Raw genomic sequence first — 19,742 nt, 5'->3', positions numbered from 1 at the left:
CCTGTTAGCTAAGGTACTAGCAAAAGTACATTTAACTGAGGTAATACCACACTGCCCATTGGTCGCGTGCCATTTACAATGCCTCGCAAAATGCGAAATACCCTCAGAAGCCAGCACAAGCCTTTGTTAACAATAGGTTTTTTGTTGGCACAAACCCTGCTCTACAACTGGCATCAATCAAACCGTGCAGGAAAACGATAATGAAAACTTCTTCTCTACTACTGGCAACCGTCCTTGGTGGGACGTCAGCAGTGTACAGCCAGACCTTTGACAGCTGCCCTCAACAAGCTTTTCTAATTCAGGATGCTGATGCTCAGCTCTACAACATTGAGCTATCCACCGGCTTTTATCGCAATGCCGCACCACTGGGCTGGACCGACATGGAACTTAATGCGTTGGCATTCAGTACCCACGACCAATACCTCTACGCCCACAATCACAAACTCAACAGCATTGTACGCATTGACAGTAACTACAATGTGGACGTGATCGCTGAGACAGCTGACGTTGAATTCGCTGGCGGTGACATTGCTCTTAACGAAAATGCGTATTACCTTTACCGCAAAGGCGGCGACGATGACGGCTTGTTCCGCATTTCACTAGACCCCAGCGACAGCGATTACTTACAAACGACACAAGTCGTCAGCGGTAAAACCCTCGAACTTTACATCTATGACTTCGCCTTTCACCCCTTTAACGGCCTAGCCTACAGCGTCGACAAAAAAGGTCAGCTGTGGAGCATCGACGTGAAGACTGGGAGCGCAATTTCCCAGGGCAACATCGGTATAGAGGGCTACTTTGGCGGCGCCTATTTCGACGTTGATGGCAACCTCTATATAACCAGCAACAGCGATGGCTATATTTACAAAGTTGACACTAATGTCTTAAGCCCCAGTGCCACTCTGTTCAGCTATGGCCCTTCCTCAAATAACAACGACGGCGCACGCTGCGCCCAGGCTCCCGTTGTTCCTGGCCAACAGGCCAACGGTGATTTCGGCAACGCCCCAGACAGCTACGGGACACGGTTTGCCAACAATGGCGCCCGTCACGGCGAAAGCGAATTGTTTCTGGGAACCGAAATCAGCTACGAACCCGATGCTTTCAGCTGGTCCGGCAGCGAGCGAACGGAAGACAACGATGGCATTAGCTTCATTAATAACGTCACTCCCTACCAATATACCTACTTCCAAGTCACTGCCTCGGGCGCTGGTGAGCTGAATATCTGGGGCGACTGGAATCAGGATGGCGTCTTCGACGAAAGCGAGCAGGTCGTTGCCGACAAATCAATTGATGCCGGTACCTCCCTGCTGCACTTCAAGGCGCCCAAGGAAACCCTCACGGGTCAAACCTGGATACGTGTACGCCTGAGTTCCTCGGAAAAAATAGGCCCTACTAGCGGCACCAGTGATGGCGAAGTCGAAGATTATCTTGTTGACGTTGACGCGCTAAATACCGTCAGCAGTTACTACCCTGCCTCAAACCGCTATGCCACGCTCGCCTTCGAAGACAACTGGCCTCTGCAGGGCGACTACGACATGAACGATGTGGTAATCAAGTACCGCCTGAAGACGGTCAGCGTAGACGACGAGCTAACAGCGATACGCATCCAGGGCGAAGTCGTTGCCATGGGAGCCAGTTACCACAACGGTTTCGCCTTCCATATCCCAGGCTTACCCAGCGAATTAGTCAATGAGGCACTGACAGTACTAACTATCAATGGCGTGCCGCAGCTTAACTCACCAATGGAAGCCGGCAATCGCGATGCGGTCGCCATCATTGCAGAAGACCTCCACGACTACGTTACTAATGGAGAAACGTGTAAGTACTACCGAACTGAAGACGGCTGTAATTCGGGAATTCAAATGACTTTCCAGCTCGACATTCCGGTACTAGGCGGACTAAAAGCCGATGACCTCGATGAATTTCCCTTTGACCCCTTCCTATTCGGCAGCGAGGGGCACGCCCGCAACTATGTATTCGGCGAAGCGCCAGGGCGCCGCTTTGAAATTCATCTGAAGGACAAAGCCCCAACACAGGCCTTTCAATCAAACTTCTTCGGTCGCGGCGACGATGCCTCAAACCCCGGTAGCGATGAGTATTTCATCAATGAAAACGGTATGCCGTGGGCACTCAACATTCCCTACGACTGGGAACACCCCGTTGAATATATGGATATTAAATTCGCCTACCCTGAATTCCACGAGCATGTAACGTCAGGCGGCAGCAAACAACGCAGCTGGTACAAATCATCACGCGCAAACAAGAAAAACCTTTACAAGAATCGCTAGGAGAATACGACAATGAAAAACACAATGACACTGAGTTCCGCACTGATTATAGCCACGCTAACTGCCTGTGGTGGCGGCGGAGGCGGCGGAAGTAGCGCCGCCTCAGAAACGCCAAGTGCCTCATCACCCAGTAGCGCAGCGCCCACTGGTACCACCCCAAGCGGCGACAGCAGCAACGAAATCGCTAACGCGACGCCCAGCGAAGCGGCGACAACCTCGGAGCTAATCGTGCCCACCGGCTTTGATTTGGAGCAAGACTACCAGCTAACCATTTCTGCCCATGCCGCAGATTTTGGCAGCGAAAACGCCTACTTGTCTGTGTGTAGTAACTTCAGCGAAGCCAACGGCAGCTACGACGTCGATTACTCTAGCTGTATTATGAAGGCGACACTGTCACCGCAGATTGAACGTACGCTGCAAATTCCCAATGATGTGGAAACACTCGTTGCGGTAGTGTTCGCTTTAAATGGTGATAACGAGCCAGCATTTAGCCAATGGCAGCGGTCTGGCGACAGCGAGGAGTATTGGCACGTTCGCTAAAGTAAATCTAAGCCATCGCACATGAAAAAAGCCCCTTCAAGGGGCTTTTTTCATGTCTTCGTTTCAAGCTTCAAGATCAGTGTCCCCAGCGCGCCCGATAACCCCGTGAGTCAACATGAACAAAGGGGCCGTGACTGGCCGTCGCCCCGTATTCACCTAGGCCGCCACGATGTGGCCAGCCCTGCTCGCGGCTAAGCTTGTCCACCAACTCAAACAACAGACCGGCGTCGCGCTTATCGATCCGGCCGTCGCCATTGAGGTCATCCATCACCCCGTCGCGCGGCGATTCATCAATATAGAAGTCGGCTGCGCCACCGTATAAATGGCGCGAATACAGTGTTTTATTGCCGATCGCTCGGTTGTAGTAAGGCGTCCTGTAGCCACTCATAATATGAAAGCTATCGCTGCGATACCCGCGAGCATTGGTTTCCTGCAGGATACGTTCAAGCTTAATAAATAACTCTGGGCGCAATACTAGGTATTTACTTGTTCCGGGCGCTTTTTGCTTACAGACGAATTGCCCCAGGGTGAAATGTGGCGACACGCGCGTTTGAGCATTTTCAGGCGTTACCTCTACAAAGCCTGCCGGCGGAAGATATGCTTTCAAGCCCCGCATTGGCGTTTTGGGGTACTCACCAATGCGATAGCCTCTCAAATAACCGTCTTTCACCGAAGACGCAGGGTGCATAACAAACACATTTATCTTCATCTCACCCGGGCTATTCTGGCGAAAATCCAAGGGGTATAGCCCAGGAACACTGGGTGCCTGCCAAAACCACTGACCAGGATCCGACCTCGCCAGCTCGCCGGCACCAGCATGGATATCAACCCCATTTGGCACCTTGATTAGTACCTTCTCTGCAGGCAAAACCGCAATAGCGAGCGTGCGATAACTGTTATTCACACCGGCGACTTCCACGCTAAACGGCGCTTTGCCAGCATCAAAGCGCTGCTGAGCGAATAATGGCTGGCAACACAGGGTGACACTGAGCAAAAAAACATTAATAAACACATTCATTAGCGCAACACCGCCGGTTGATTTAATGCCGCCAGAACTCGGTTATCACGTTCGTAAATATCGTCAATAAAGCGCAAGTCCCCGTCGCTGTCATCGACAACAACGGTCCAATAGAGCAGATGAACGGGCATCTTATTACGCAAACTCACGGTGGTTTCTTTGCCTTGATCAACGACCGCGTCGATACGCAGCCGCGACCAATCTTTGTTGCCCGCCAGCACCCACTGGGCAAGGTCTAAAGGATCCTTCACACGAATGCAGCCCGATGAAAAATCACGCCGTGTCTTGCTAAACAAATCTCGCGCAGGTGTGTCATGAAGGTATACCGCATGCTCATTAGGAAACATAAACTTGACTGCACCCAAGGCATTGTTTTTACCGGGTGCCTGACGAAGCCGGTAGGGGAAATTTTTTGCAGTATACTGATGCCAATCGATGGTCGATGCGTCCAGAACACGCCCATCGTGGCTCAACACCTGGTAGCCAAGTTCACCAACCAGTGACCGCTTGGACTGGAACTTTGGCAAGAGGTCGTTTCTTGCAAGTTTAGATGGCGTCTCCCACCAGGGATTGAATACAAGATAAGACATATTCGAGGAGAAAACGGGCGTTTTTCGTTGGTTTCTGCCAACCACAACATCGTGTCTAGCCACGATTTCCGAACCTTCATGCGCCTCTAACATGTAATCAGCAATATTGACGCGAATATGTCGGTCGCCAAAATCATCTGGCAACCAACGCCACCTTTCCATGTTTACTCTTAAACGCTCAACACGCTCACGCGGCGTGAGATTGAGCTCCCGTATTGTCGCGGGACCCACTACACCATCTGGCTCTGTATTTGCGCGGCGCTGAAATTGTCTCACCGCGGTAACCAGCTCATCGCTGTACAACAGCGGATCAGCGGGGGCATGCGACGCATCAAGATCACCGCGCCGCTGCAAACTCTCGCGTAAAACCGGTACCTGAGGCGAACGCTCCCCCGGCCTCAACAAACCGGCAAGCTGAAGCGTAGGCCATGGCTCACCATCTGCGAGCTGCCGATAGCGCTTTAGCGCCAAACGCAACGCGCGGTAACGCGGTTGGCTTGGCAATAGCATTGCTAATGATTCTGTTATTTCGCCGCTATCGAGAGCTTGACGTAAATGAGCGACGAGGTCGCGTTTACGCCGCTTGGCAGTCCAGTCAACTTCAACAGAAACAGGGTCGACTTTGCCCTCAAGAAAGTGGGCTGCGAGGCTGAGATATGCGTCCGAGGCAAGGATATCGCGTTCGATATCGCTGATGCTTTTCATCGTTAATTTCGCGCGATGGTAATCGGCAGGGAGTAAGCCCTCGTCGAAGCTGGCATCCACCATGGCAACCAATTGACGATAATGCTGCGGAGACCACAATAATACCGAGGACGCGCCGTATAGGCGTAACACCGACGCCTTGGCATTGAGTGGCATACGCTCAATGGTAGTTGATAAAGGTGTATTGGCACTTGCCGGTGAAAAGCTCAACGACAACAGAAAAAAGACGATAACAAACTTCACAGCCCCACCCTCTTACTAATCAATATCTCAATGAAATCAAAACCTGGCTTATGGGTTTTGAGGTCTAGATACAATGTAGACGATTACGCTTTTGCGAGCCTAAATCGCCTGGGAAATACCGTTTAGTAATCGCCCTCTTGCGTGTCTTGCGCTCTCAGAATCGCCTCTTCGTGCTCAGCCATGACGGCCTTAATTTCTTCTAACACGGCATCGACATCAGCGGCCTCGCCCGGTTCACTATAGTTACCGCTAAGCTCGGTGTCAGCGTGTAACTCACCGGCTTCATAAAGTGCCCACATTTCCTCGCCATAGCGACTATCGAGCAACTCCGGCGCATATTGGCCGTAGTAGCCATTCATATTTCTCACGTCGCGCAGCAGCATGCTCTGGGCATTATTATTGGCAGCGGCATCCACCGCTTGGGGCAAATCGATAATCACCGGCCCGTAATCGTCAACTAACACGTTAAATTCAGACAAGTCGCCGTGAACAAGGCCGGCGCAGAGCATGCGCATAATGTCATGCATGATGTCTCGGTGGTCTTCTCTGGCTTGCTCGGGCGACATGCTGACATCGTTGAGACGCGGTGCCACATGCCCGCTTTCATCGCATACCAATTCCATCAGCAACACGCCGTCAAAGCAGCCATAGGGCTGCGGAACCCGAACTCCGGCGCGAGCTAAGCGGTAAAGCGCATCCACCTCGGCGTTTTGCCACACCTCTTCTTGCTGCTTGCGCCCGTAACTGGAGCCCTTTTCCATGGCTCGTGCTCGGCGGCTACTGCGCTGTTTTCGGCCTTCACGGTATTGAACCGCTTTTTTAAAATTGCGTTTCGCAGCGTCTTTATAGACCTTTGCACAACGAATATCACCGCCGCAGCGCACAACATATACCGTGGCCTCCTTGCCACTCATCAACTGACTAACGGCCTCATCGATAATGCCGTCTTCGATGAGTGGCAATAGAGCTTTAGGAGTTTTCATGGCGCCCTCAATAGCGAAACCGCAGTCGGCGGCTCAGAAAAAGAGCACCCAGTTTATCGCGCCCGGCCGTGTCGCGATATTGTCGTACAGCAATTGTTCTCAAAAAGCTCACCTAGCCCACAGCGGCAACTACCTTAGCTATCAGTGCGTTAAGATCCTGCGGCTGGTACTTAAGCACATCTACGCCCTGCGGCTCATAGTTAATGGTGGCCCCAGCACCGGCAAACATAATAGCGTTTGGCAGCATCGGGTGATCATCCGTTCGAACCTCCAACTCGCGGGGCTGGCCCACTGCTGCACACCACATTTGCAAGTAGTCTTTCCAACTGAGGTTGTCGCCGCCAAGCAAATAGGCCTTGCCGCGTTCACCGTCCACTAGCGCGTTTGCCGTGGCCTGGGCAATGGCATAAGAACTAATGTGGTTGCTACCACCCACCGGTGCAAAAAGGGGTAGATCAGCAAGGTCGCCACGCACATAGTGCACTAGCGCTGTGATATGGGGGATTTCTAGGCCCGGAATATGGCCGAGTACAAAGGGAGCATTCAAGCTGCATACGCGAAAGGTCTCGCTATTTAGCTCGCGAACGGCAACATCGGTGTTGTGGCGCGATGTCACATAATGACAGTAGCCTATACGATGCGGTGCCACTTGCGGGTAAAAGGTTCCGATATAGACCGCCCGGTTGATGCCTGCCGCTTTTGCAGCAGCAAAGAAACGCGGCACGGCCTCATCGTTATATTTGGTGTAAAAATCCTCAGGCGTGATAGAACCATCTTGAGGCAGGGCACGAATATCTGCCGCCGCCGCAAACACCAAGCTATCAAACCCCAGCAACCGGCCATCGGCGCAGTCATCATTGACGTAGTCACCCTGTAAAAAACTCAATTCAGCCAATACCGGAGTGGACGGTGGCTTACGCGCCATAATGGTCACCTCATGGCCCTTTGCCTGTAAATACAGCGATATCTCGCCGCCAATCAGCCCAGAACCACCCACTACCAATACCTTCATACTACTGCCCTCTTATATTGCTCACTGTGCTCGCCGACACGAGCGCTTTTAAATTTCGCGTGAATTGCACGTAAATCAAAATACCCTGAAACGCCGCTGCACATGACGCTGCCGCTCGGCAATTACCGTCCGCCGCTCGGCCGGGGTCAGCGATGGCGTATCCGCGGGAAAACAGCCGGGGATGTCTGAAAAAGCCACCTTTCGAGCACTGATAGTTGGCCACTGATCTTCGTCGGGCAGCTCCGGGTATGCCCAGCGATTCGACAAATAACCCCTGCGCAGGCCCGTAGTATCAATCCAGTTGGGCACACCGGGGTCGCTATGAGCAACGACCCAACGCTGCACGCCATCGGCGCCCATCGCCATCTGAAAACCATTCAAACTGCTTTGGTGGTTCGCGTAATCCGGAGATTCGCCCCACAAGTTGCTGAGATGCAGGCTGGTATAGACCGGCTCAACACTGTAGCGCGCCTCGATATAAAGCGCGTCGTTTTCGCCGAGGTCAAATATCCCACCCGCATATATATTCGTGCTCATACCTCCGCCGGTATCACCCGAAGCGGCGTTGGGTCGATTGTAGCCATTCACAGGCATCGCATAGCGGCCCTCTTGGTGACGGCCACGGCTGTTTAAAATTCGGTCGTAGAAGGCCAGCCAAAAGTGCATTTGCCCTCGAACGATTGCACCCATTTTTCTCAGTTTTCGCGCCGCACGCACACTATCTAATGGCGCGGGTTGACGGCCCTCTGAATGCAACGCGGTAATAGTGAGTTGCGCGGCCTCCTCTCTGGACCAGTCGTAAAAAAGCTGACGACCGCTAATAAAGTCCGCGTAGCGATCGTCGCCGTCAGGATCACTCGCACGGGGCGGCTTACGACTACAGATAAAATTACCGCTATAGCCAGCCGGCCTTTCCGGGCCTATAAGCAGCTCCAGTTGGCCGTCGTCTCCAAGTTGCAGAACGCTGCTGTCGAGGCTACCAAAGCCGGTGCGACGGCCGGGAGTCAGTTCTCCCAGATCACCCGTATCGCCTGCCATCGGCCCACTGTGCAACTCAAATATCAGGTATTGAGGCGCCAATGCGCCGCTGCTGGCACGCTCCTGACCGCGCCAGTGTTGAGCGTCTGCTAACTTTGCCTGCACTCGATAGTACTGGCGGCCATCAATAGCCGCATAGAAATATATGGCATCCGCATTATCGATGGTCGATTTGTTATACACCGATATCGCGTTTCGAAAAGCCGGAAAATTTGCGTCGTCATGGAAGGCCCGCTCCACAGCACTGTGCATAAACCCAGCCAGATAGCGGTAGCCCTCTGCCAGGGTTCGGTCATCGCCATCCGGCGGGAAATATTCCGACTGATCAATGGCATCACGGGCGCTCTGAATGTTGTCAATAAAGTCGTCCCATGCCTCACGCAATAATTCCCGGCTTTGCTGATTTCTTGAATGTTGATTCGCAGCAGTCATCATTTGCTCCCGTAAAGGTTAGGGCTTCGAAGGGCTTGGCTCATCGACTTGTTCACTGAGTCGCGGCCACTGGTACTCGTCAAAAAGCGTCGTCAACTCTCTCTCTATGTCATCTACTGACACTGCGTAGTCATCAATACTGTATGTAAACGCGGACTTGTGGCTGCGCTCCCGCTCCTGCTGAGCACAGAGATAAGCTTCGAAAGCCGGTGAAATTTCAAGCCCCAGGCGATGGTAGATATCATGTACCGTGTTGCGCGGCTCAGAAACTAATTGCCGATAATCGACAAAGGCAGTGGCAGCGTGCGATGCCAGCACAGCTTTAGGGTGACGCATCGATTCGTAGGAGATCTCCGTCATAACGCGCATTGAGTCGCGATATTGCTCCTCTCGCCAACCCCGGCCCTTCCAGTTCAGCTCCAACAGGCGCAACGTACTCGGAATACACTCGTTTGGGTTTCGCAGCATCACCACAAAGCGCGCATCAGGAAACGCTTCTTGCAAGGCGCCAACCCAACCACACATCAATGGATTTTTACTAAGATGGGTACGATGACCGCCGTTAAGCAACAACTGGCGCTTCACACACTCCCGATAGTGATGCATCCAGCGACGGCGTTTCTTCTCCGGCATCTGGTCGACATGAAACAGGTCAACCTTGTCCATCATTGGCACGTCCAATGCCCACTGCTGGGTGACAAACGCCGCACGCATCACGAATTGATCTTCCTCGGCATTCCACAGGCTCATATTGTGGATATGCCGAGTGGAGCCAAAGGTTTTGTCATCCCAGCGCTTTAAACGCTTTAAACACGGACCTCCCAACAGGGCATCCAAACGGCCGAGAGCACGGATGACTTTTTTCTGCAGAAGTGAAGGAAAGAATAACTCCCAGTACAAAAAGTAACTAAATTGATTGGCGTCGGCAGCCAAAAGGCGGTGCGCCAAGGTTGTTCCGCTGCGCGCATGCCCAACAATAAATACCGGCCGATCGACAGACTGTCGCCATAGGCGCGGAAACAACACATAGTCGAGCAGGAAACACAGTGCGTGGAAACCACTAGTGAGTGGCACAATGACTAGCAGGCGCAGCAGCGTCCGCCGCTTCCCCGACCACTGCTGCAAGGACCAGACATGGCGCAGCACGCGAAAGTAATAATCGACATCAAAGTACACAGAAAGGCTCCTAATCTGCGGCGTGAAGTGACAGACTAGGCGAGATACAAATGGCTAAACAACTGGCATTTTCACAGACAAGCAAGAACCACAAGCCATTGATTTATATATAAATAACAGAAAGAATCAGTCAGAAAACGCTGGCACTTATATTTTTGAGTTCGACTATGGCCGATAAAACTCCTCCACGCGCTCGCAAACGCCCCAAGCAGAGTCGATCGTTATTTACCGTTAACGCAATTCAGCAAGCCTGCCTGAAAATTTTGCGTGACGAAGGCGCCGACAAACTCACCACCCAGCGCATCGCTGATGTCGCCGGGGTGAATATTGCGTCGCTATACCAATACTTTCCCTGCAAGGAGGCCATCCTATCTGATGTCTACGATGCTGCACTGGACGATTTAGCGCAGCTCGCCCGCCAGCGCTTTACAGAAATTCAAGCGCGGGCAAACGCCTCGCTACGAGAGGGGCTTGCGGCGATTATTGATATGGAGTGCGAGCAACTATTAGTTCTGCAAGAATTAGAACCGACATTTTTTAAAGAGTATCAACACAATTTCGACGCTCACCAACGCATCGACCAACTGACACAATCATTAAACAACCCGTCATGGGAAACTTGGCTGGATGATTGGCTATGTAAGCATGAGTGCACAGGCAACCCGAAATTGCGCAATTTGCTGCTGCGTCAAACCCTGCAGGGCAATTTGCGAATCGCCGTTCAGCAGCACCCCGAGCTGCTTGCCAGTAACGAATTTCGCGACGAGCTACTCAACCTTTTGATGGCCTATCTGCAAGCTACGCCCAAGCCGACCAACGCTTCCTAATCAGTTGTATCAACGAGCGCGTGCAGCAATACGACGATATTCTCGATAGTTAGGCGTCCAGAAGCTGCGTTCTATATCCGCCTGCAATTCCTCGTCACTGCGCTCACGTGCCAAGCCTTGTGCCTGAGCCACTTTGGCGACGGCAAAGGCGATAGCACGACTCAACTCGGCGAGCTCAGTTAGCGGCGGCAGCACTCTATTTAGTTTATCGTGATACTGGGTAGCGGCCTCAGCAAGGCAGCGACTGGCGGCCATTAACATTTCGTCGCTAACGCGGCTGGCACGGCTGGCCACCACTCCCAAACCAATGCCGGGGAAGATATAGCTGTTATTACACTGCGAAATTTCGTAGCGCTGCTGCGCGTATTCCACCGCTGAGAACGGACTGCCAGTGGCGACGACAGCCTGTCCATTGGTCCATTCAAGAATCTGCTGCGGCCGCGCTTCAACATGCTTTGACGGATTACTTAATGGCAGGATGATGGGCCGCTCACAACGCTGATGCAGACGGCGAATTGCCTCTTCGGTAAACAGACCGGGCTTGCCGGAAACACCTATCAGTACGCCCACATCGATATTGCTAACAACATCCTGCAGACTGGGATAGTCGCCATCATATTGCCAAGCCGATACCACCGATTCGGGCTGGGCCAGCGCCGACTGAAAATCCAACAGCCCGTCCATACGCTGCATCAGTAAGCCATAGCGGTCGATCATGTAGAGCTGGGCGCGGGCTTCGGCGTCGCTCAGGCCCTCTTCGACCATTGCGCGAATCAATTGCTCGGCAATGCCACAGCCGGCCGAACCCGCACCGACGAACACGATATTCTGATCCCGCAGTCGTTCGCCCTTGCGCTTACACGCGGAAAGCACCGTCCCTAAAGTCACGGCAGCGGTTCCTTGAATATCATCGTTAAAGCAACAAACACGCTCTTTATGCCGCTGCAAAATCGGCATGGCATTGGGCTGAGCAAAATCTTCAAACTGAATCAGCACTCCTGGCCAGCGCTGTTGCACCGCGTCGATAAACTGGTCAACAAAGGCGTTGTACTCATCCTTTTCAATACGCGGGTGGCGCATGCCCATATACATGGGGTCATCGAGCAATGTTTGGTTATTCGTGCCCACATCCAACACAACCGGCAATGTATAGGCGGGGCTAATTCCGCCGCAGGCGGTATACAAAGATAATTTGCCAATCGGAATACCCATTCCCCCAATGCCCTGGTCGCCCAAACCCAACACGCGCTCACCGTCGGTGACTACCAGCACTTTTACTCGGTCCTTACTGACGCTGTGCAAAATGTCATTCAAGTAGTCACGGTCTTCATAGGAGACAAAGATGCCGCGGGCACTGCGATAAATGTCGGAAAAATGCTCACAAGCCTCACCCACCGTCGGGGTGTAGATAACGGGTAACATCTCTTCGAGGTGGTCATTCAGCAGGCGATAGAACAGGGTTTCATTATTGTCTTGCACCGCCCGCAGGTAGATATGTTTATTAATCGGTTCATCGAAGCTGCAGTACTGCATATAGGCACGTTCGACTTGCTCGTCGATATTTTCGTAGCGCGGCGGCAACAGCCCCATCAAATTAAAGCTTCGACGCTCCTTTTCAGTAAATGCCGAGCCTTTATTTAGCAGCGGGGTTTCCAACAACATGGGGCCTGCGTAAGAGATATACAGCGGTTTCTCAGAATTCATAATGGACTCGTATCGGAGGGGCACAAACAACTTCTCAGCGCCGTCATTCTAAACATGAATAACACCAATCACAAAATAAATACCACTAAAGTCTATGCGACGATCGCCAAGCTCGCACAGGGTAACACGCCCCATGCAAGCTGCTATGCAAGCTGCAACGCAAGCTGAAATCCGGGCGCTGAGGTAAAAAAATATTCAATATTTTCAACTATTTAATTAAGGAACAAAATTTGCACCAAATCACCTATGAGATTCACACACCGCCCAAGACATGGCGTTGGAGCTTTTAAAATGCGTAATATCGGCAACCACCCCAGCCCTATTGAGTCGTCTCGCATACTCATCGTCGACGACTCACCTATCGAACTGTTCCGAATGGAGGCGCTACTGAAGGGGCACCATTTTGAGACCCTATGCTGTAACGACCCCAACGAAGCACTGCAAATTTTACTGGTTGAGCATATCGATATTGTGCTTTGCGACTGGCAAATGCCTAAGGTCAGTGGATTGGAGCTCTGCCAAACCATTAGTCATAGCCCCGCAATGGGGGCGCCCTACTTCATTATGCTAACGGGGCGTAAAGAGCGGGCGGACATGATCGCAGCCATGGACGCGGGCGCTGACGATTTTATCTGCAAGCCCGCCGCCAGCGAAGAGCTTCGTGCACGCATTCAAGCAGGCTTGAGACGCTTGGACAGAGAGCGCTCCATGATAGTGTGCCAAGAGAAGCTACTTCACTTCGGTGAATAAATACACCATTAGCGCCTCGCGCTGCGCTTCATTTAAATTTAGCTGAGGCATCGGTGGTGTTGGCGTTAGAAAAAAGCGCATTAAGCTCTGCGCTGAATAACGCTCCCCCAACCCGCGCAGGGGGCGTAACCCCTTGCCCTCATGACACTCGGCGCAGGCATAGCGTTCATACAGGCTGCCCCCCATTGCGACGAGGCGCTCACGATCGCGCTGACTATAGTCGCGCAGTGGGTCTGCTTCGTCGCGCTCTGGCACGGTATTCACAGCCACGCGACTGGCTTCACCGCGGTGCACACGATAGACCCGGCCACTGTAATCATCGGAGATAAATATCTCCCCACTTGTCGCCTCGACAATATCCACCGGGCGACCCAGCAAGCGGTCGGACTGTAAGAAGTCACTCAAAAAGTCGCGCTGGACAATACTGCCGTCTTGCTGCCAGTGGAGTGACACCACTTTATAGCCATCTGGCTCGCTGCGATTCCAGGAGCCGTGCAAAGCCACTAGCGCAGAACGCGCGTACGGCCCATCCTGGTGCCGCAAAAAACGAATACCGAGTGGGGCATTATGCGCGGGGAAATTATGGGCAGGTGGCCTGTTTTGTGGCAGTCCTTGCGGAATTTTCTCTCCGAATTCAGGGTCCAGCTGATCCGCATTGTAATAGGGCCAACCATAGAAACCGGCCTTCACAACCTCGTTCAGCTCGCAGGGCGGGAAGTTGTCACCCAACAAATCACGGCCATTATCGGTGGCAAAAAGCCGCTGATCCCAGGGCGTCCAGTCAAAGCCAACACTGTTGCGCAGACCGCGCGCATAAATTTCCAGACCACTGCCATCAGCTTGCATCCGCATGATTGTCGCGCGCTGCGGATCACTTTCTTCACACACATTACAGGTGGACCCGGAACTGAGGTACAGCCAACCATCTGGACCAAACGCTATGGTTTTTGTCCAATGATTGCCGCCGTCGCCAAACCCGCTCACCAACCGCTGGTAATCGCCTTGAATGCGGCCACCACTATCCAGCGCCACGCGACCAATTGCATTCGACTCGGCAACGTATAAGTGATTATCTCGCAATGCCAAGCCATGCGGCCGCGTCAGCCCCGCCAGCACGACCTCTTGAGCGTCGGGCAGGCCATCGCCATTTTGGTCTGCAGCAAGACGCAGCACTTCACCGGTGCGCGGGCGACTGACAAAAAGATCGCCATCTGAGGTGATGGCAAGAAAACGAATATTTCCCAGACCGCTGGCATACACATCAACGCGATACCCCTCCGCAACCGCGAGATCAGTACCGCTACCCGTCGACTCGGCATCGCTGTAGCCAACTGCCGCATGCAACAGGGCCCGAGAGGCCGTTGCCATCCCTGGCGAGCCGAATTGAATCAAGACAAACGGACTGGCAACAATCAGGATCAGGCAGAGCAACAGCGCAGAAAAAACAAAAACCAACGTGCGTTTCAAAAGAGTATTTCCCCTTAGTGTTTATTTCGATTCACCGGCGCCTTATTTAAGGCTCACGGGCGCTTAGCCAGTGGCGTGTGGCGGCGACGAATCGGGCAATTGAGCCAGCGACGCGTCAACCAGATCCTGAAGCTCTCGCAACACGACAGTGAACACCGACAAATCCTCGGCCGCCGCGATTCTGACACTATCGATGATGGTACGGTAACGACTCAAGCGCGTCTGGTTGTCAGTTTGCCAGCTATCGAGTATGTCAGACAAACTCCGTTGTGCATCGCTCAATAGGCCAATGCTTAGCTGGCGCAACAACGACTCCAGGCTATCCACATAGGACTCCCGCGCCAGATCCTGCCAACGCCCGCCCGGCTGCCAGGATATTAATACCTGCAACGCCCAATCCATTTGCAAGGTTTCTAGCAGAGCAAACTGCAACTTGCTAAAACGCTCCGCCGGACAATTCACTTCCAGGGCGGCATCCACGCAGCCTGGCAGCATAAAATAGGCATCAAACGCCGCAATGGTGGTCGCCAATTCTTCCGGCACCCCGGCCTCCATCCAGCGGGCGCTTCTGCTGCGGTATTCCTCCGCCCATACACCGCTCAGATTCTCGACCACCCCTGGCATTAGCGCGGCGAAGCCCGGCTGCATTTTCTCTATCTGCCGCGATGGCTGTATATGGTGGACATTTCGTAAAAACCAGCGCGTGCTGCGTCGCCCAAGGCGCATAATCTGGTGAAACAAGGCGTACTGCACGGCGCTATCAACACGTTGGTCTAACGCTTCTACGTTGCGCCACAGCGCTTCAATACCAAACAGCTCAACAACGGTAACAAACGCACAGGCTGTTTCTACCGCTGTTGCCCCCAGGGAGATTTCCTGACGATGGCTATAGCGAAAGCCCATGATATTCACCAGCTCATTGGCCAACTGTGTGGCAATGATTTCCTTGGCCAGACGGTGGTCGCGAATTTGTGACGCGTAGTCGCGACGAAGACGCTGAGGGAAGGCGCGGTATACACGCTCAAGTAGCCAGGGGTCGTCGGTATCCGCCAGCGCCATTAACTGTTCCTTAAGCTCAACTTTGGCGTAGGAAACCAGCAGCGCTAATTCCGGTCGCGTCCAGCTTTTCCCCTCGCTGTGCAGCTCGTTAATACGCTCGTTGTCAGGTAAAAACTCCAGCTCTCGATTCAGCGCCCCCGTCTCCTCCAGATGCTCGACAAAGCGAAGGTAGTCGTGATGGTGCTTTTCGCGGCTATAGCTGGCCAGGCTGATCGCCAGGGTCTGACGGTAGTTGTTATGCAACACTAAGGACGCCACGTCATCCGTCATATCAGCAAGCAACTGATTGCGCTGCTTGGACGTTAAGTCCTCAGACTCTAGCTGTGCATTGAGCAGAATCTTTATATTTACTTCGTGGTCGGAACAATCCACGCCAGCAGCGTTATCGATAAAGTCGGTATTGCAAATACCGCCATTGCGGCAAAATTCCAGACGCCCGAGCTGGGTAACGCCGAGATTTCCGCCCTCACCAAATACCCGGCAACGCAACTCGCTACCATTTACCCGCAAGGGATCATTGGCACGATCACCGACATCAGCATGACTTTCCTCAGAAGCTTTTACATAGGTGCCAATGCCGCCGTTCCAAATCAGATCCACCTTCGCCTGCAGCAGGCGGCGAATCAATTGCGTGGGTGTGAGTGCCGCGTCATCACAGGCTAATAACTGCTGCATTTCCGGCGACAATGGCACCTGCTTGGCGCTGCGCGAGAATACGCCACCGCCCGCCGAGATTAATTCGGTATTGTAGTCGGCCCAACTTGACCGGGGCCGCTCGAATAAGCGTTTGCGCTCCTGCCAGGAGGTTTCGGCATCGGGCGCTGGATCAATAAAAATATGCAGGTGGTTGAAGGCGGCAACCACCCTCAGCGACTTGGATAACAGCATGCCATTACCAAATACATCCCCGCCCATGTCGCCGATACCGATCACCGTCACCGGATCGCGCTGCACATCAATGCCAAGCTCACGGAAATGCCGCTGCACCGCAACCCAAGCGCCCTTGGCGGTAATTCCCATCGCTTTGTGGTCGTAACCGTTACTGCCCCCAGAGGCGAAGGCATCGCCCAGCCAAAAGCCGCGACTGAGGGCAATATCATTGGCAATATCGGAAAAACTCGCCGTGCCCTTATCCGCTGCAACCACTAAGTAGGGATCGTCATCATCACGGCAAACAACAGACTCGGGCGGCACCACACGATCGCCCTCGCGGTTATCGGTAATATCCAGCAGGCTGCCAATAAACAATTTGTAGCAGGCCACGCCTTCGGAAAACAACTCTTCACGCGACTCAAGCTGCGCCGAGCGTCGGGCGACAAAGCCCCCCTTAGCACCGGTGGGAACTATGACGGCATTTTTCACCTGCTGCGCTTTTACCAGCCCCAGGATTTCGGTGCGGTAATCCTCCAGGCGGTCAGACCAGCGTATGCCGCCTCGCGCAACTTTGCCGCCCCGCAGATGGACGCCCTCCACACGCGGCGAAAACACAAATATCTCGTATTCAGGGCGGGGGGCTGGCGCAAAGCTAAGATCGCGAGTACTGATCTTCAACGCAATACAATCGCGGTATTGCAGCGCGTCATCCTGTTGAAAGAAGTTACACCGCAGCGTGGCGTCGATACACTCAAGGTATTGCCGGAGCACCTGGTCCTCATTGAGGTTTTGCACTTCATCCAGCGCATGAAGAATGCCGTCTCGTAGCTTATTTTCGCGCTCTTCACTGCTTTTTTGTGCGCCGCGCCTCGGGTCAAACAGGCAGCGAAACAAGGCCATTAAATCCCGAGTTATATCGACATTGCTGCTCAATACCGAGGCGATAAAGTCTAAGCTCAGCAGTGAGCCGAGCTGTTTGATGTAGCGCGCATAGGCGCGAATCAGCGCTACAGAACGCCAGTCCAACCTGGCACCAATGACTAGACGATTAAAGCTGTCATTCTCGGCCTTGCCCTGCCAGATCGCGCGCAAGGCGTCTTCATAGCTGTCGCGCACTGACTCCAGATTAAGCTTCCTACCGCCGCCCAGGTCGTGCTCCAACACGAAGTCGTGCATCCAGATATCACTTTCACCGTCCGGGCAAATTTGATACGGGTGCTCCACCACTACCCGCGAGCCCATTTTTTCCAACATCGGCAATATATCTGACAACTGCAAGGATTCTTCACGATGAAATAGCTTTAGCCGCAGGCGATTATCGTCACTGCCGGCCTGATGAAAAAGGCTAATGCTGATATCGCTGCTGTCTGTAAGGCGCCGACAGAGCTCGATATCATTCACCGCCAGCAGCGGCGAAAAACGATCCTGATAAGCGGCAGAAAATGCCTGCTGGTATTGCATGGCTAGCGAGCGCCCGGTTTCCTCGCCATGACGCTCAATACACAGCTCGGTAAAGCGTTGACGCCAGTCCCGACACAATTCAATAATCTCAGCTTCCAGCGCTCCGCGATCTAGCTGCCGAAATTGTTGATCGTGAATGCGGAAAACTAACTGCATGCGCGCCAGCACCGATTCCGACAGAAACTGCGTGGACAACTCACAATCGCTACTGCCAATGGCTTGCCCGAGCAGTCGCTCGATGTCCTTTTCCATTTTTACCGCTTCGCGCGGCAAGTAAACAATGCAGCTCACGAATTTTTCAAAGCGATCAACGCGCAGCACCAATTTCACTGCCCGCCGCTCGTAAATTTTCCAAATCGCCAATAGCGCTTCGAGCAGGTCGCTTTGCTCAGCCTGAATGAGCTCATCTCTGGGGTAGCGCTCAATGATCAGCGCGAAGGTTTTGCCATTGTGGCTGGCGCCATCGAGTTGGGAGTGGTGTCGCAACCATTGCGCTTTGCTACGCAGCAGCGGTATTCGCTCGACACTGTGGTAGTACATACCTGCGGTATACAGGCCGAGCACCCGTGTCTCTCCAACCGCCTCACCCTGCTCATTGAAACGTTTTATCACGATATAATCGGCGTAAACGTGGCGGTGCACCGTAGATTTCTGCGAGGTTTTCGTAAACGCCAATGCCGATCGCTGAGCATAAAAACCGGCAAACCCTTCACACAACTCATTCAATGCAACAGCGGGCAGCGGCGCGCGTTTGCCCATTAAGCCCAACTGATTATTCGGCACCTCGGCAATGTAGGGTTGATCATTTTGGCTAGAGAGAAGAAAGTCCGACATTCCCAAAAACGTGAAATTGCCATCGCGTAGCCAACGCAGAAACACAGCTTCTTCGTTATCTGCTCCAAAGGTTTGCTCACTTTCGTCTATACAGGCCTGTAAACGCTCAAGCATCGACGGGAAGTGCTCGACAACTCGCTCAACATCGTTGCTCGCCGCTCGCAGATCAGAAGTCAATGCGTGGAGCACGCTCTGATCACTACAGGTGTCTATCAATACGTAGCCAACACTTTCGCAACAGGCGTCACTATTGCGGCTCGTCGATAGCGACTCTAACCTTCCCTCAGGGCTGCGCTCCACCCACATTAAATTGCTCTCAAACACGTGCACATTTAAGTTGGAGTTATTCAGCGCGATACGCAGAGAATCAACGAGAAATGGGCGATCGGGCTGGCAGTAATAGATTACCGTGTGCTTACTCAACCAGCCGTCGCTTTCCAGGTCCGGATTAAATACTTTGACCAATGACTCCGATTCAGCGCGCTGGGAGACAAAGTCATATAAGCCATACAACAAACCGAAGTTGGCATCTGCCTCCCAAGTCAGCTGACTCTCGTCAGGGTGAACATGTACCACCTGATCGAGAAACTGGCGAAAAACCTTCGCGTCTCTACCATCTAGCTGTTTATCCGCAACCGTCGAGATACGCTTTAGTAATTGCTGCCTAACATTCAGGTTTGTCATATCACCGGTCTCACTCGACAAAAAAGCAAAGCGGCCTATCAGAAAAGCCGCTCAACCT

The 19,742-nt window shown here is 53.1% G+C and carries 13 protein-coding genes; 4 read left to right on the top strand and 9 right to left on the bottom strand.

Features of this window, described 5'->3' with window-relative positions; genetic code table 11:
• The first annotated feature begins 200 nt into the window (after positions 1-200).
• Both H573_RS17980 and H573_RS0111545 read left to right on the top strand, forming a co-directional pair.
• The gene (locus H573_RS17980; RefSeq protein WP_036256626.1) at positions 201-2,288 is read left to right on the top strand and encodes an LruC domain-containing protein; all 2,088 of its coding nucleotides are present in this window, start codon (positions 201-203) and stop codon (positions 2,286-2,288) included.
• Between the two features lie 12 nt (positions 2,289-2,300).
• On the top strand, positions 2,301-2,828 hold the full coding sequence (locus H573_RS0111545) for a hypothetical protein (RefSeq protein WP_027874410.1): 528 nt from the start codon (positions 2,301-2,303) through the stop codon (positions 2,826-2,828).
• A gap of 76 nt (positions 2,829-2,904) precedes the next feature.
• Here H573_RS0111545 and H573_RS17975 read toward each other — a convergent pair whose 3' ends face one another.
• The 6 genes from H573_RS17975 to H573_RS0111515 form a co-directional block, all read right to left on the bottom strand.
• The gene (locus H573_RS17975; protein WP_051171237.1) at positions 2,905-3,846 is read right to left on the bottom strand and encodes a D-Ala-D-Ala carboxypeptidase family metallohydrolase; all 942 of its coding nucleotides are present in this window, start codon (positions 3,844-3,846) and stop codon (positions 2,905-2,907) included.
• Positions 3,846-5,384, bottom strand: coding sequence for a L,D-transpeptidase family protein (locus H573_RS17970; RefSeq protein ID WP_051171236.1), 1,539 nt, complete (start codon positions 5,382-5,384; stop codon positions 3,846-3,848). The genes H573_RS17975 and H573_RS17970 overlap by 1 nt, the downstream gene beginning before the upstream one ends.
• Before the next feature lie 122 nt (positions 5,385-5,506).
• Positions 5,507-6,367: a PA4780 family RIO1-like protein kinase gene (locus tag H573_RS0111530; RefSeq protein ID WP_027874409.1), complete on the bottom strand. Its 861-nt coding sequence runs from the start codon at positions 6,365-6,367 to the stop codon at positions 5,507-5,509.
• 112 nt (positions 6,368-6,479) lie between these two features.
• Positions 6,480-7,379: an NAD-dependent epimerase/dehydratase family protein gene (locus H573_RS0111525; protein ID WP_027874408.1), complete on the bottom strand. Its 900-nt coding sequence runs from the start codon at positions 7,377-7,379 to the stop codon at positions 6,480-6,482.
• A gap of 75 nt (positions 7,380-7,454) precedes the next feature.
• Positions 7,455-8,849, bottom strand: a complete 1,395-nt coding sequence (locus H573_RS0111520) for a hypothetical protein (RefSeq protein WP_036256667.1) — start codon at positions 8,847-8,849, stop codon at positions 7,455-7,457.
• Positions 8,850-8,867: 18 nt separating this feature from the next.
• Positions 8,868-10,025, bottom strand: a complete 1,158-nt coding sequence (locus tag H573_RS0111515) for a sulfotransferase family protein (RefSeq protein ID WP_027874406.1) — start codon at positions 10,023-10,025, stop codon at positions 8,868-8,870.
• Between the two features lie 167 nt (positions 10,026-10,192).
• Between H573_RS0111515 and H573_RS19070 the strand changes: the two genes are divergently transcribed.
• Positions 10,193-10,852 (top strand): TetR/AcrR family transcriptional regulator, encoded by a 660-nt coding sequence (locus H573_RS19070; RefSeq protein WP_051171234.1) that lies wholly within the window; start codon positions 10,193-10,195, stop codon positions 10,850-10,852.
• A gap of 9 nt (positions 10,853-10,861) precedes the next feature.
• On the opposite strand, the gene H573_RS0111505 is transcribed toward H573_RS19070, so the two are convergent.
• Positions 10,862-12,556 carry an NAD-dependent malic enzyme gene (locus tag H573_RS0111505; protein ID WP_027874405.1) on the bottom strand — a complete coding sequence of 565 codons (1,695 nt, stop codon included), beginning with the start codon at positions 12,554-12,556 and terminating at the stop codon, positions 10,862-10,864.
• A gap of 291 nt (positions 12,557-12,847) precedes the next feature.
• Here H573_RS0111505 and H573_RS17960 point away from each other — a divergent pair, with 291 nt between their 5' ends.
• Positions 12,848-13,306, top strand: coding sequence for a response regulator (locus tag H573_RS17960; RefSeq protein WP_051171233.1), 459 nt, complete (start codon positions 12,848-12,850; stop codon positions 13,304-13,306).
• On the opposite strand, the gene H573_RS0111490 is transcribed toward H573_RS17960, so the two are convergent.
• Together H573_RS0111490 and H573_RS17955 are read right to left on the bottom strand one after the other, a co-directional pair.
• Positions 13,286-14,773 (bottom strand): PQQ-dependent sugar dehydrogenase, encoded by a 1,488-nt coding sequence (locus H573_RS0111490; RefSeq protein WP_027874404.1) that lies wholly within the window; start codon positions 14,771-14,773, stop codon positions 13,286-13,288. The two genes, H573_RS17960 and H573_RS0111490, sit on opposite strands and share 21 nt — an antisense overlap.
• Positions 14,774-14,836: 63 nt before the next feature.
• Positions 14,837-19,684 (bottom strand): NAD-glutamate dehydrogenase, encoded by a 4,848-nt coding sequence (locus H573_RS17955; RefSeq protein WP_051171232.1) that lies wholly within the window; start codon positions 19,682-19,684, stop codon positions 14,837-14,839.
• Positions 19,685-19,742 lie beyond the last annotated feature (58 nt).

The organism is Neomelitea salexigens DSM 19753 (genome assembly GCF_000422345.1).
GTDB lineage: Bacteria > Pseudomonadota > Gammaproteobacteria > Pseudomonadales > Spongiibacteraceae > Spongiibacter > Spongiibacter marinus_A.
Note: the sequence above shows the minus strand (reverse complement) of the source record. Positions and strands in the feature narration are given on the sequence as shown.

Bases quoted from the DNA above. Each gene is read 5' to 3' on its own strand.
- H573_RS19070 (WP_051171234.1), top strand. From the start codon at position 10,193: ATGGCCGATAAAACTCCTCCACGCGCTCGCAAACGCCCCAAGCAGAGT.
- H573_RS0111505 (WP_027874405.1), bottom strand. From the start codon at position 12,556: ATGAATTCTGAGAAACCGCTGTATATCTCTTACGCAGGCCCCATGTTG.
- H573_RS0111530 (WP_027874409.1), bottom strand. From the start codon at position 6,367: ATGAAAACTCCTAAAGCTCTATTGCCACTCATCGAAGACGGCATTATC.
- H573_RS17960 (WP_051171233.1), top strand. From the start codon at position 12,848: ATGCGTAATATCGGCAACCACCCCAGCCCTATTGAGTCGTCTCGCATA.
- H573_RS17980 (WP_036256626.1), top strand. From the start codon at position 201: ATGAAAACTTCTTCTCTACTACTGGCAACCGTCCTTGGTGGGACGTCA.
- H573_RS17955 (WP_051171232.1), bottom strand. From the start codon at position 19,684: ATGACAAACCTGAATGTTAGGCAGCAATTACTAAAGCGTATCTCGACG.
- H573_RS17975 (WP_051171237.1), bottom strand. From the start codon at position 3,846: ATGAATGTGTTTATTAATGTTTTTTTGCTCAGTGTCACCCTGTGTTGC.
- H573_RS0111520 (WP_036256667.1), bottom strand. From the start codon at position 8,849: ATGACTGCTGCGAATCAACATTCAAGAAATCAGCAAAGCCGGGAATTA.
- H573_RS0111525 (WP_027874408.1), bottom strand. From the start codon at position 7,379: ATGAAGGTATTGGTAGTGGGTGGTTCTGGGCTGATTGGCGGCGAGATA.
- H573_RS0111545 (WP_027874410.1), top strand. From the start codon at position 2,301: ATGAAAAACACAATGACACTGAGTTCCGCACTGATTATAGCCACGCTA.